10 protein-coding genes are annotated in these 13,767 nt (G+C 38.2%); 6 read left to right on the plus strand and 4 right to left on the minus strand.

Annotated features, from left to right (window positions below):
- Positions 1-480 precede the first annotated feature (480 nt).
- Entirely contained in the window at positions 481-1,050 is a 570-nt protein-coding gene (locus tag N9I19_RS09135) for a hypothetical protein (protein ID WP_317777589.1), read from the plus strand.
- Positions 1,051-1,302: 252 nt separating this feature from the next.
- Here the strand turns inward: N9I19_RS09135 and N9I19_RS09140 are convergent, their stop codons facing one another.
- From N9I19_RS09140 to N9I19_RS09150, 3 genes are all read right to left on the minus strand, one after another.
- Positions 1,303-1,506 (minus strand): DUF554 family protein, encoded by a 204-nt coding sequence (locus N9I19_RS09140; RefSeq protein WP_317777590.1) that lies wholly within the window; start codon positions 1,504-1,506, stop codon positions 1,303-1,305.
- 311 nt (positions 1,507-1,817) lie between these two features.
- Positions 1,818-3,251: an aldehyde dehydrogenase family protein gene (locus tag N9I19_RS09145; RefSeq protein WP_317777591.1), complete on the minus strand. Its 1,434-nt coding sequence runs from the start codon at positions 3,249-3,251 to the stop codon at positions 1,818-1,820.
- 26 nt (positions 3,252-3,277) lie between these two features.
- Entirely contained in the window at positions 3,278-4,912 is a 1,635-nt protein-coding gene (locus N9I19_RS09150; protein ID WP_317777592.1) for an acetolactate synthase large subunit, read from the minus strand.
- Between the two features lie 167 nt (positions 4,913-5,079).
- Here N9I19_RS09150 and N9I19_RS09155 point away from each other — a divergent pair, with 167 nt between their 5' ends.
- The 3 genes from N9I19_RS09155 (at position 5,080) to N9I19_RS09165 (ending at position 9,145) form a co-directional block, all read left to right on the plus strand.
- The gene (locus N9I19_RS09155; RefSeq protein WP_089363253.1) at positions 5,080-6,675 is read left to right on the plus strand and encodes an FMN-binding glutamate synthase family protein; all 1,596 of its coding nucleotides are present in this window, start codon (positions 5,080-5,082) and stop codon (positions 6,673-6,675) included.
- Between the two features lie 156 nt (positions 6,676-6,831).
- On the plus strand, positions 6,832-7,773 hold the full coding sequence (gene glsA, locus N9I19_RS09160; RefSeq protein ID WP_317777611.1) for a glutaminase A: 942 nt from the start codon (positions 6,832-6,834) through the stop codon (positions 7,771-7,773).
- 943 nt (positions 7,774-8,716) lie between these two features.
- Positions 8,717-9,145, plus strand: a complete 429-nt coding sequence (locus N9I19_RS09165) for a hypothetical protein (protein WP_089363254.1) — start codon at positions 8,717-8,719, stop codon at positions 9,143-9,145.
- A gap of 865 nt (positions 9,146-10,010) precedes the next feature.
- Here the strand turns inward: N9I19_RS09165 and N9I19_RS09170 are convergent.
- Positions 10,011-10,655, minus strand: a complete 645-nt coding sequence (locus tag N9I19_RS09170) for a GntR family transcriptional regulator (RefSeq protein ID WP_317777612.1) — start codon at positions 10,653-10,655, stop codon at positions 10,011-10,013.
- Positions 10,656-11,451: 796 nt separating this feature from the next.
- On the opposite strand from N9I19_RS09170, the gene N9I19_RS09175 reads away from it, so the two are divergent.
- On the plus strand, positions 11,452-12,714 hold the full coding sequence (locus tag N9I19_RS09175; protein WP_317777593.1) for a cystathionine gamma-synthase family protein: 1,263 nt from the start codon (positions 11,452-11,454) through the stop codon (positions 12,712-12,714).
- Positions 12,704-13,744, plus strand: a complete 1,041-nt coding sequence (locus tag N9I19_RS09180; protein WP_089363256.1) for a homoserine dehydrogenase — start codon at positions 12,704-12,706, stop codon at positions 13,742-13,744. The genes N9I19_RS09175 and N9I19_RS09180 overlap by 11 nt, the downstream gene beginning before the upstream one ends.
- Positions 13,745-13,767 lie beyond the last annotated feature (23 nt).

Raw genomic sequence — 13,767 nt, forward strand, 5'->3', positions numbered from 1 at the left:
ATATCATATTACAAGGGAAAATCCTAAGAAACTGAGGACATGCTAGGTAATGGATCAATGGATGATGAAAATGGCTTAGGAACGAACAAATAGAAAGGTCTTTACTTCCTGGATTTAATTTTTGCTTTGAATTTCCAATATAAACAGCCAGAACTAAATCTTTTGTTTAGGCTCTTTTCGTAAAGATTGTTGTTTTTAAAACGAAACTATTTAAGGTTGATTGGAGCGGAAGTGCGAGACTCCTGCGGGAGCAGCGGGACAGGTGAGACCCCACAGGCGTTTACGCCGAGGAGGCTCACCGCCCGCCCCGCGGAAAGCGAGCATCTGGAGGGGAAATCAACCACAACTCACTACCTGGTAAATAGCAACAAAGTATGTGAAAACAGCCTTTGTTTTATTCTTCTATGTACTTGTTTTTTCATCTACCTGGAAATCCATCTCTCTAGTCACAAATTTTTTTAAAAAGGAGACGTATATGGAATGTGGCCAATTAACAATGGTAAGGAAAGGATACATCAGCCGAATAAAAGTAAAATGCTGTCCCAGCAAGAGATAAAAGCCATTGAGTCTTGGATATCTCAAATGTGGACATACCAGTTTTATAAAACCGCAAGACAAATAGTGTCTACTGCTAGTAAAACGCTAAAAATCAAGCATAAAATGATTGGGTATGGTTTAAACCGAGTTGTCTATGATTTAAATAATGGCTATATATTAAAAATTGCATTATCAGAAGTAGGCTTAATAAGCAATGCAAATGAGGTCTATATATATAATAACTGTAAGAAGGAAGTCAAAAAGTATCTATGTCCGGTTAAAGAGTATGGGCTGGGCTGGATTATCATGAAGAAGGTGGACACGAAAGTGTCAATCAGGGAATATACGAAACTGATCAAGTTGGAATTGAAATTCCTGAGGTACGGTATCATTCCAATAGATTTGCGTTTAGCTAATGTCGGATTTACTAAGAATAATAAAATGGTTGTCATTGATTACGGTCTATTCACCATGGATCTCATAAGTCCTGTGCTGCGAAGGTTAGTTTGGTGATGTTTTATCCAATTTTTTGAGAATCCAAATCCATTAATCCAATTGTGAATAATAGAAATTTTATTTACAAATTTAACCTATTTGAACCATTTCAACGCGAACATACTAATGGGTATTAAATTAAACAAATTATAATATATTTAGGTAAAGACCTCGCTAGAATATTTAAATTGAAGTTTTCACAAGGAAGTGGTGGTCAAAGAAGGATTGGGTAATTAGAATTTGGGTAATAATCTTAAAAGCTACACGAATTTACTTAATTCCTAACATATTTTCACCAATAACAAAGTTGGGTGCTCCACATGTAGCGGTTAGTTCTGCAAGTAAAGGTTCTGACAAGTATGTTTTAATTACATTTGGATAGATTATTTCACCTTGGTAGAGAAACATTTCGGAAAAGGTTACGCCAACACCTAAAGTACTAGCTAAAACCATGCTAGTAAAACCATCAATCATTAAAAAAGTCGTTACTCTTCAAACCCATGTCAAGACAATGAATTTCCTATTACCAAGCATATAAAACCACCTTAATCAAGTATTCATCTGAAAGGTGGTTTTGTTATGCCATTCTTAACCATTTTTCACTTAATGACCTATGTTTTCTAAATAAGGTAGTTCATTTTAAACTATAGCTAAATTGAATTTTCTTAGGTTCCATACAGTGAAAATGGAGAAAGTTGACTTATCAAGTTGTACCACAAATGCCCGCTTGCAATTCCGGTCGAGCGATTCGTGCCGATACAAACAAGTACTAATGGGTCTTGCTATCATTCATCTCTTATTTTAAAGCTAATAAACTTCTGTTCCATCATCTCATTCATCGCATATTTGACGCCTTCTCGACCAACACCGCTGTCCTTCCAGCCGCCATAAGGCATATTATCGATCCGATAAGTTGGGATATCATTGATGACAACTCCACCTGTTTCCAAGCGTTCTGCCGCATAGAAAGCACGTTCTATACTCGGTGTCATCACTCCTGAGTTCAATCCGTAACGTGAATCATTTGCATCCTTGATGGCATCATTCAGCGTTTCGAATGGGAAAATACAGACGATCGGACCAAATACTTCGAAACGAAATACCTTTGAATCACGATTTACATTGGTTAAGACGGTAGGCACTAGTACATTGCCTTCCACTGTACCGCCGCACTCGATTTTTGCTCCTTCCTGTACTGCCTCGTCAATCCAACTTTGTAACCGTTCCAATGATTTTTTCGAAATGACTGCTGTAATATTTGTATTTTCCTCCAGGGGGGAACCGATGACAAGCTGTTTTGTTGCACTGACGAATCGTTCTAAAAATTGTTGGTATAGTGATTTGTGGACATAAATTCGTTGAATCGAGATGCACACCTGACCATTATTCGTAAATGAACCCATCACACTTCGTTGAATAATTTTATCGATGTCAACTCCTTCATCAATGATGAAAGGCGAATTGGATCCGAGTTCAAGGGTAAGCTTACGGAAGCCTGCCTGCTGCTGGATAAGGTGTCCGACCTCTACACTGCCTGTGAAAGTCACTTTTTTTACATGTGGATGGGTTGTCAACGCTTCACTTAAAACATCTCCCTTACCCGGAATGATGTTCAAAACTCCCTCCGGCAGCCCTGCTTCTTGAAAGATATCGGCAAGAACCAGTGCACTCAAAGGGGTTTGTTCGGCAGGTTTTAACACGATCGAATTACCAGCCGCAATAGCTGGACCAACTTTATGGGCGACAAGATTAAATGGAAAGTTAAATGGGGTAATCGCCGTTACGACGCCAATCGGGGTACGAATTGTGAAGCCAAAACGGTTTACCCCACCCTGTGCAGCATCCATCGGAATTTGTTCTCCATAATTGTTCTTTGCCGCTTCTGCAGCAAAACGATAGGTCTGAACCGTACGATTCATTTCCTCACGAGCATTTCGAATCGTTTTCGCCGCCTCTAGAGAAACGATTTTCGCAAGCTCTTCACTGCGTTCTTCCATGATTGCTGCAGCTTTCACTAAAATTTCGGCTCGAGCATGCGCCGGGTAGGATCGGTATTTCTGAAAAGCGGCATTTGCCTCAACTATTGCTTCAATGGCATCCGCAGGCTCAGCCTGTCCGATTTGTGCAATTTCTTCATTTGAATGGGGATTAAATAACGGCTCATACGATTTAGCTTCCCGCCATTTACCACCGATCCACAATTGCCACTTTTTCTTCATCTGACATTCCTCCAATACTACATGTTTTATAATTTACAAATATAATCACCCAGTGTTTTCGAGAGCTTTACATTTTCCGAATAATCGACATCCACATCAATCAAGACAATTTCCTGACTCGAAATCGCTTCTTCTAATGCATGAAGCAATTCATCGGAATGGGTTACTTTCACTCCTTTAACACCAAAACTTTTTGCGAAGCTTAAAAAGTCTGGGTCGGTAAATTCAATCGCATTCGTACGATCAAATTTATTCAATTGCTTCCACTCAATTAGGCCGTATTTTGAATCATGGAAAATGACTATCACGAAGGCAAGGCCCAGACGTTTTGCAGTTGCCAATTCAACCCCATTCATTAGAAATCCGCCATCCCCTGTAACCGCAATGACGGGTTTATCAGGTTTTGCCAGTTTTGCCGCAATCGCACCGGGAATGGCAATCCCCATCGATGCAAAGCCATTAGAAATGATAGTGTGATTAGGCTTTTCCGGTTGATACATCCGGGCCATCCATAATTTATGTGCACCCACATCAGAAATGACAATGGCATTTCCCTTTTCCGCCTTTTTCAAATCAGCGATAATCCGCTGAGGGATGATAGGGCTTCCTGATACATCATCTGAAGAATGAAATTTTTCAATAATTTGAGACCTTAATCTTTTCACTTCTGGCCAAAGCTCTTTTTTAACTACATCAGTGGTCAAGGCTTCAAGTGACTCTGTTACGTTCCCGACCAATTCAGCTTGAACGGGGTAATAAGCATCAACCTCAGCCGGTCGAGCATCAATATGAATAATCTGATTCATTGCCTCATCGTTCCAATACTTTGGCAAATATTCGACGAAATCATAGCCGACGGTGATAATAAGATCGGCCAAATCAAACCCGCATAGAACATAATCCCTTGCTTGCATCCCTACTGTAAAAAGGGTCAACGGATGGTTAGAAGGTAAAACTCCTTTGGCCATGAACGAATTCACAACAGGAATTTGTTTCTCTTCAGCAAATTTACGTAAGGACTCCGTAGCTCCATCGCGGATTACGCCATTACCAGCTAGAATAATAGGCTTTTTAGCACGATTTATTAATTCTACAGCTTTTTTGATTTCTTCTTCGGCTGGATTGGATCTAGGCATTGGTGTAACCGGAAGTGGCTCACCTTCTGTATCCATCATTGCCACATCTTCCGGGAGCTCGATATGAACAGCACCCGGCTTTTCAATGACTGCAGTCTTAAATGCTTTACGGATAATTTCCGGAATCGTATGAGGCACCTTAATTTGTTGATTCCATTTCGTTACTTCCTTAAAAACTCCAATAATGTCCACATATTGATGCGACTCCTTATGAATTCGATCAAGCCCCGCCTGACCAGTAATCGCAACAACAGGGGAATAATCCAAATAAGCACTTCCTATCCCTGTTAATAAATTGGTTGCACCCGGTCCCAATGTACTCAAACAAACGCCAGGCTTTCCAGTTAGCCGCCCATAGATGTCTGCCATAAATGCTGCAGCTTGTTCATGGTGGACTAAGATAAATTTAATATCAGAGCTTATTAGAGAATCAACAAGATCCGTATTTTCCTCACCAGGTATCCCGAAAATATACTGAACACCTTCATTCTCTAAACATCTTATAAACAAATCAGATGCCTTCATACTATTCCCTCCTCGACCATTGATTTCTTCCCTATATGTTGGCTTTGCCTACATGAAATTATGTAATTGAGCATTAAAAATCTTTTCAATAATATTCGCTCCATTGTATAAAGAGATTCAAGTTAGAGTAAATTAAACACAATATAATCATTACTAGGAGGGGTAAAATGGATATCGCAAGTCGTTTAATTATCATTTCATTTATTACTATTGCACTTGTTGTAATAGCACTTGTCATTTTTCTAGTCTATTTATTAATATTAGACCGAAATCAGAAGCATCACGCCATACTACGGAATTATCCAGTACTAGGGAGGGTCCGCTATTTTTTAGAAAAAATCGGACCGGAATTTCGTCAATATTTATTTAACGAGGATACTGAAGGGAAGCCATTTTCAAGAGATGATTATGAACATATTGTAAAAAGCTCAAAATATATGCGGGATGTAATCGGGTTTGGTTCAAAACGTGATTTTGATGAAGAAGGCCTTTTTGTTCGGAATGCTATGTTCCCCAAATTAACAGAAGAAGAAAAATTCGATAGAGAAACAAAGGTGATAACTAAAAGATATATCTTATTGAGAGATCCGCTTCTTATGCAGCGAAAGGAAAAATGGGAGGATGAGGAATCGTCTGCTTACTTATTACATGACCATGATGCCGTAATCATTGGCCCAAATACAAAACATCCATTTAGATTAAAAGGTTTAATTGGGATGTCGGCGATGAGCTATGGTTCATTAGGACATAATGCCATAACAGCTTTATCAGAAGGATTGGCTTTAGCGAAAGGCACATGGATGAATACTGGGGAAGGCGGACTCTCTTCTTATCATTTAAAGGGTGGCGTCGATATTATTATGCAGATTGGCCCAGCCATGTTCGGAGTGCGCGATAAGCATGGCGAAATGGATTGGGACGAGTTAAAGCGGAAAAGTGAAATCCCTCAAATAAAAGCATTTGAGGTTAAGCTCGCTCAAGGTGCCAAAACACGCGGGGGACATATCGATGCTGAAAAAGTTACTCCAGAAATTGCCGAAATTCGCAAAGTGGAACCATTCAAATCGATTGATAGCCCCAATCGTTTTCATCAGTTCAATGATGTACCGACAATGTGTGAATTCATTGAAAGAATCCGCAGCCATACGGGTAAACCTGTTGGAATGAAGATGGTTGTAGGAAGTAATGATAGCGTAGAGGAATTAGCCAAATATATGAAGGAAACCGGCAAAGGTCCGGACTTTATCACTGTGGATGGAGGGGAAGGCGGAACAGGGGCTTCTTATCAAGAATTGATTGATAGTGTCGGTTTGCCGATTAAATCAGCCCTGCCGATTGTTGTCTCCACCCTTCAAAAATATGGGGTACGCGACCGGGTTAAAATTATTGCTTCAGGTAAACTGTTCACCCCTGACCGGATTGCGATTGCTTTGGCGATGGGGGCTGATCTTGTCAATATAGCTCGTGGATTCATGATTGCCATAGGATGTATCCAAACATTGAAATGTCAATCTAATGCCTGTCCAGTTGGGGTAGCCACAACAGACCCAGAATTGCAAAGGGCTCTCGTGATTGACGAAAAGAAATACCGCGTCGTCAACTTTCTCGTGACACTTCGAAAAGGACTATTTCGAATTTCAGCAGCAGCAGGTTTGGATTCGCCCGTTCATTTTCAACCTAAGCATATTAGTTATAAGGATGAAAAAGGCGTCGTGACATCACTGGAAACCATCATTCAGGAAATCAGGCAGCAAATAGGGTGAAATCCTGATTATTCTTTTCTCCTATTAATATTAACTTTACTTTCTGTTTATTATCTGCTTCCTGGTTTTGTGAAAAATAACAATGGGATGTTGTAAAATAATCAGTCCACTATCTACCAAGAATTCGCCTTTAAAGGAGGGGAAATTGTGAAAAATATGGGATATCAATGCAGGTCCAATGTAGAATTGCAGCAACTTGTTGATGAGGCAAAAAAATTTACCGTTAAGGGAAACGTGGCAAACTATATACCGGCTCTTGAAAAGGCGAATCCTGGAGATTTATCTGTGGCTATTTACTATCCTGACGGAAAAAGATATTGTGCGGGGGATGTAAGTGTCAAAATGACCCTCCAAAGCATTTCAAAAGTATTGACACTTGCTATGGTATTAATGGAAAAAGGAGAGGACTATGTCTTTTCTTATGTAGGAAAAGAACCTACCGGTGATCCTTTTAATTCCATTGCCAAGTTAGAGACAAACAAGCCATCAAAGCCGTTAAACCCGATGATCAATGCAGGAGCATTGACTGTGACCCACATGGTTTCAGGTGACAATGTAAATGAGAGGTTTAAGCGTATTTTACATTTTATCCGGGAGTTGACCCAAAATCCTATTATCGATTTTAATGAAGCAGTTGCCAGTTCAGAATACAATACAGCAGACTTAAATCGGTCGTTAAGCTATTTTTTAAAGCAGCATAATGTAATAAACGAAGATGTGGAGGACCTAATCGAATTGTATTCGAAGCAGTGTGCCATTGAAATGGACAGTCAGGATTTGGCGAGGATAGGCTGTGTGCTGGCCATGAATGGGAAAGATCAGTTGACGGGAAAGCAAATCATCCCCGGAGACATTGCTCGTATTTGCAAGACATTCATGGTTACCTGCGGCATGTATAATGCCTCAGGTGAATTTGCCATTAATGTTGGCATTCCGGCCAAAAGCGGCGTGTCAGGAGGAATCATGGGGGCTGTCCCTGGAAAATGCGGAATTGGAATTTATGGTGCAGCGCTGGATGAGAAGGGGAACAGCGTTGCCGGGGTAAAACTCTTGGAAATGATGGCGAAAAAGTATTCATTAAGTATGTTTAATACTTAAACAAGGTTTCCTGTTGCACATTTATTATAGATAGTCCTACAGGTCATGTTTGAATATTCTCATAGAAGCCGTATAGTTATCTTTTTAGAATATGTATGATTTCGAAATGACTTCCCTTATCAAACTCAGTTTTGGGATATTGAATGGAGTTTCAAACTACGCATTTTCATTGAATCCTTCATGCTTTAGCGAACGTTTAAGGTTATCTGTTACTAAGGTAATCGCCCCCCGGCTTCATTTCATATTTCAAAAATAATAAAATTTGTCCATTGCAGAGATAACAAATCTATTTTTAGCTTGATGGAGATGTTGGGCCCTGCAACAAGTTGTTTTCATATTTAATCTGGTTCAATAATGCTGCGGCAACCTTTTTCTCGCGGGCAAAATGGATAGATTAAGAGTGTTCAAGAAGGAATAGTTAGTGAGTAAGTTTTTTGTAGACTAATAAATGAATAAAATAGATGACTTCTTTATTGATACTGGATAGCATTCGATCTAGTATTCGGTAGCTCCCACGTGATGCACGAATAGGCCTTACGCATCGCTTTATACTTTCAAAATGTTTCATCAATCTTACAGATCGCATTTTAGGAATATATTCTGAAAAAAAGCCAATTTTCTTTAAGAACAATCTAAGGGTCCCAGAAAATTGTTTATCCTGGGTATATCCGATAGAGGCCATGTCGTCATATCATATGATTTTGTATAATTCCAATTTTTGTATTATTTTTTTGAATATTTAAAAAATATTTGTTGGTTTCTGTAGTTTTATATTAGATTCTGTGGTTCCTGTGATAAATTAAAGCTACTTTTTAAGAGAAAATACTACATTAAATAACAATATCTGTGTTTTTGGGGTTAATGGCATACAAACTTCAAAGAACCGGCAGAAAGAAGCTTAAGAATTCTCACAAATGAAAGAAAGTTAAAAGGAGAAACAAATATGAACGATCTACAAAAGCAAATACTCTTTTTCCTTGAGGAATGCAATAGAGAAAGATGTGTAAGTAAAATTGCTGAAAAATACAATAAAAGTCTTGAAGTGATAAGGGCCGAGTTAGTGATACTAGTGAACAAAAACCTCATAGATATCAAAAAGAGTACGACTGGGAAGATAAGCAAAGCAACGATAAAGCCAGAAGGTAAACAATACTTCAGAGACGCTATTGCAATTGTTACTAAGGAGTCAGTACAAGGGCAAATCAATGAATTGAGACAAAAGTTGTCAACTCTGGAAGCCTCCTTTCTACAAGCACAAGCGAATCCAACTGCGGAGAATAAACGGTCACTACTAAATAATGCGAATACGGTTCAATCAGTGGCTAATGGATTAAACTCATTTTTTAAAGCTGGAATGGATATCTTTAAGTAAATCGTTTGGTTGTTCCGTCATTAGCATCAAAAGAAAGAGTGGCTGATGCCTCCAATTTTTCTTCTGGGAGCTCTTGTACAATCTACATGCACCTGTGGCCAAAACAGGACTCGCTCATTTCTATTGTTTAGGTGAACTGGTTAGAGCAGAGCTGGTGAGGTTAAGTAATGAGTGTCATACATAAATACTTAATAACCAAAGTGTCCGAATCAGTTGAATAGAACTAAGTGGGTTTTACTGAAAAGGGAGCACATGGATGTGGATGTTTTAAGATTTAAAGAGCGTGAAACAAACGTAATCGGTGTAAATGACACAGTGAAAGATACAGGCGTTCCACGTTACTTGCTATAGAAAAAATTAATATAAAGAAAGCCTGCTTCTTTGAATATAAGGTTCGTAGGTTTTTTTTTCACTATGCCTTAAGGAAATCTTCATGTCCTGAAATCACTCCATTTAATAGTGAACATAAATTCAAGGGGGATGAAATCCTGAGATTAAGCGAGTATTTGTGAGAAAATCATATTAAACTGAGGTAGTTGAAGAAGAAAAACTGGAAATTCGGTATGGACATTTGTAAATAAAAAGTGGGGTATGAAAAGATACTAATGGCAATAAACCGAAAAATTTAATTGTTTTGCTAAAAAGGGGATTGGTTCTATAGTGCAAGTAATAAATTTAAAATTAAACAATCTAAACCCTTTTGCACATTATCAAAAAAGGACAGATTCATTAAAGGGTCAAATCTGCCCAAAAACAAAAGAAATTTATCCATAAATTGATTAGAATTAAATGAAAATCTGTAAGTTGATAGGAAAGTTACGACTTTTCCTTCAAGTAAATCATTTTTGTACCAAAACCATCTATCCTATATCATATCAATATGTGTTATTTTCCAATGCTCATTCTTAATAAGTTGCTCTAAATTTTCTTTGTCTTCTTTTTTAAAGTAAGTGATCATTTTTTTATGATGTTCATTCATTTGTTCTAATACGGCAAAAAGTTTTTCTTCGTCTTTGCTCAAATAGATTTGTCTAACAAAACTGTTTTGTAAAGAATTAAGAAGGTCTATTAATGTATCGTTTTTACATTTATCAATATATACTTTATGGAATTGATTTTGGAATTGCTGATAATCCGAATAATTTTTTTGTGAAATTGACAGGTCAATTTTTTTAACCAGCTCTTCCATTAGTTCAATATCACTCTCTGTAATATGCGCAATAGATAATGAGGCTGCTAGGGCGTCCAGCACACCAACAACTTGAAAAACATCAAGCTTCTTCTTTGTATCAAGTTCTTTAACGATAAATCCCTTTCGAGGAAAATACTCAAGTAAATTTTCTGAAGCTAATTGTATCAAAGCTTCCCTTACAGGGGTTCTGCTTACTTCTAACTTCTCGCTTAGTGCTACTTCATTTACCTTATGCTTAGGAAGCAATGTTCCATTCTGAATTTCTTCAGCAATATGATTATATACATGGTCTTTAAGTGATTGGTATCTCTTTTTGATAGTCCTTCTCCCCTATGCTAAAAATTGATACATTTATTATACAATATACAATATAAAATTGAAAATTCTTAATTTTTGTATAGCATAGGCTTCTAAATTCTTCAATAGCTCTACTGTTTAGTAATTATCGCAGCTCACTATTACCTGCATCCCAATCAGTCTCTAAGTCCACATGAGGCGATGCTGCCATAGAAATTCAGATCTTAAACGAATTGAGAGAACCACGGAGTGTGGGAACAATTGTAGTTTGGGTTTTAAGACTTCTGCAAGGATATAGAATATTGAACATCATTAAAACTATACGTGTTAATTGAAAGTATTTTTAAGATTAAACTAATAAAATATATTGAAAAGGGGAAGAGTCCAGTGTATCATATGTCTTAATACGAATGATATTTCTGATTATTCAGCATATTATACAATATACAATATACAATATAACAAGAAAATATGCTGAGTTAATAGCTCTTCTAACAAAAGCACCTTCATATTAAAATTGGCAAAGAATAAATTTAAGCAGGTGAAAAAAAGGAAGTGGTGACTAGTATAAAGAAAAGGAGAGGTTAATTAATATACAATATACAATATACAATATATTAAAACATGTTGTGTTATTAGTTGCTAACAAAAGCACGTTCATAAAAAAAAATGGCAAAAAAAATGTAAGCACATAAAAAAGAAGCGAAAACAAGTACGGCAAAGGAAGCTATAAAAATACAATATACAATATATTATATAAATCCGAACAACAAAGAGATGTGGTTGACAAAACTATGAACATTAGAGGTGAAAGAACATGAGTGAGCAAAACTTTAAAGATATACAAGCCGGTACAAAGGCTGTATGGGCAGGAGAAAAAGAATCTCTTGCTTACAATGCAACTCAAGTTCCTGTGGTGCTAAGTGTTGCCTACAATTACGAGGACATAGACGAGTGGCATGAAGTGGCCATTGGAAATAAGCCTGGGTATATCTACAATCGCATGACAAATCCCACTGTTCAAGCTTTGGAGGAAAAAGTGAGAATCCTCGAGGGAGCTGAGGCAGCAGTTGGTTTCTCATCAGGAATGGCCGCTATAAGCAGCACACTATATACTTTTTTAAGACCGGGGGACCGGGTTATATCGGTTAAAGACACTTATGGGGGAACCAATAAAATCTTTACCGAATTCTTACCGAATCTCGATGTAGATGTGCAGTTATGCAACACAGGAAATCATGAAGAAATCGAGGCGGAAGTGGCCAAAGGCTGCAAGGTTTTATATTTGGAGTCTCCAACCAATCCGACGATGAAGATCACTGATATTGAGAGAATGGTAAGAGCCGGAAAATCGGTGGGGGCATTGGTTATCATAGACAATACTTTTGCTACTCCCATTAATCAAAATCCAATTCAATTAGGAGTTGACATTGTCATTCATAGTGCAACTAAATTCTTAAGCGGACATGCCGATGCATTAGGAGGTGTTGCATGCGGTACCAAAGAACTGATGAAAAAAGTCTATCATTATCGAGAAATCAATGGAGCGACGATGGATCCTTGGTCAGCCTATCTTATTTTAAGAGGGATGAAAACGTTAAAACTTCGAGTACGCCAGCAAGAAAAGAGTGCAATGGAAATCGCAAAGTATCTGCAAAAGCAAAAGCTTGTAGAAGCGGTTAATTATCCTGGATTAGAAACACATCCCCATCACCATATTGCAAAGAAACAGATGAGGGGTTTCGGCGGAATTTTAAGTTTTGTATTGAAAGGTGAGATGGATGCAATAAAAATTTTATTGCCAAAATTACAATATGCAAATAAAGCCGGGAATCTTGGAGCTGTTGAAACTATATATGGACCCGCAAGAACGACCAGTCATGTGGAATGTACTCTTGAAGAACGTCAAGCTCTTGGTATCCCGGAAGGTTTGGTTCGTATCTCCGCAGGAATTGAGGATACGGAAGATCTTATTTCTGATTTGGAACAAGCTTTTGCCCATTTGGAATCACAACTACCAGTAACGGTAGCTGCAAATAAAGATATTAATAATGGAAGAGGTATGGGATATGACACATAAAATTGCTTTGCTTGGATTTGGTGTAGTCGGCCAAGGATTGGCAGAAATTTTACAAGATAAAGGTGAGTCTTTACGCAGTGAACTTGGCTTTGATGCTAAAATTGTTGCAATTTCCGATGTCATGAAGGGCTCTCTTTATCACCCTGAAGGGTTGGATATCTCTCAAGTATTACAAGTTGTAAAGGAAACGGGAAAGCTGGAGAGTTACCCTGAAACCCCTGGGTTGATAAGGGGATGGGACAGCTTTAAGACAATCCTTGAGAGTAATGCGGATACCATCGTAGAGATCACTTTCACGGATGTAAAGACTGGACAACCTGCCATCGATCATTGTAAGACGGCATTTGAAAGTAAAAAGAACGTAGTAATGAGCAATAAAGGTCCCGTTTCTTTAGCTTACCAAGAACTAGCTGAGTTGGCCAAAAAGAATGATGTGCGATGGGGCTTCGAAGGTACTGTTATGAGTGGAACACCAGCATTGAAAATGCCTCTCGTTTCATTGGCGGGAAATAACATTTTTGAATTGCGGGGGATTTTAAATGGAACGACTAATTATATTTTGACCAAAATGGAAGAAGGATTGAGCTATAAGGATGCATTAATTGAGGCACAAGCTCTTGGCTATGCAGAGGCAGATCCTACTAGCGATGTAGAGGGATATGATTCTCAGTATAAAGCTACTATTCTTGCTAATGTTGTAATGAATATTCCGATGAAACGAGAGGAAGTAGAATGTGTAGGAATTAGTCATCTTACACAGCAAGACATTCAATGGGCAAAGTCTGCAGGGAAAAGGTGGAAGCTTATTGCTGAATGTAAAAAGGATGGTGATAAAGTAATCGCAAAGGTAGGTCCTGAAGCTATACCTCTTACAGATCCTCTAGCTGGGGTTTTGGGAGCACAAAACGCTATTACGTATAACTGTGACTTGGCCGGTCCGATTACGTTGATTGGTGCCGGAGCTGGTCGCAAAGAAACAGGATTCTCTATTCTGATTGATTTAATCAATATGAGCCGTGGGCAATTATGATCTTATATACCACAAGTTATAAG

The sequence above is a fragment of the Peribacillus sp. CSMR9 genome, from assembly GCF_033141925.1.
Taxonomy (GTDB): Bacteria; Bacillota; Bacilli; order Bacillales; family DSM-1321; genus Peribacillus; species Peribacillus simplex_A.

Bases quoted from the DNA above. Each gene is read 5' to 3' on its own strand.
- N9I19_RS09135 (WP_317777589.1), top strand. From the start codon at position 481: ATGTGGCCAATTAACAATGGTAAGGAAAGGATACATCAGCCGAATAAA.
- N9I19_RS09175 (WP_317777593.1), top strand. From the start codon at position 11,452: ATGAGTGAGCAAAACTTTAAAGATATACAAGCCGGTACAAAGGCTGTA.
- N9I19_RS09145 (WP_317777591.1), bottom strand. From the start codon at position 3,251: ATGAAGAAAAAGTGGCAATTGTGGATCGGTGGTAAATGGCGGGAAGCT.
- glsA (WP_317777611.1), top strand. From the start codon at position 6,832: ATGGGATATCAATGCAGGTCCAATGTAGAATTGCAGCAACTTGTTGAT.
- N9I19_RS09140 (WP_317777590.1), bottom strand. From the start codon at position 1,506: ATGATTGATGGTTTTACTAGCATGGTTTTAGCTAGTACTTTAGGTGTT.
- N9I19_RS09165 (WP_089363254.1), top strand. From the start codon at position 8,717: ATGAACGATCTACAAAAGCAAATACTCTTTTTCCTTGAGGAATGCAAT.
- N9I19_RS09180 (WP_089363256.1), top strand. From the start codon at position 12,704: ATGACACATAAAATTGCTTTGCTTGGATTTGGTGTAGTCGGCCAAGGA.
- N9I19_RS09150 (WP_317777592.1), bottom strand. From the start codon at position 4,912: ATGAAGGCATCTGATTTGTTTATAAGATGTTTAGAGAATGAAGGTGTT.
- N9I19_RS09155 (WP_089363253.1), top strand. From the start codon at position 5,080: ATGGATATCGCAAGTCGTTTAATTATCATTTCATTTATTACTATTGCA.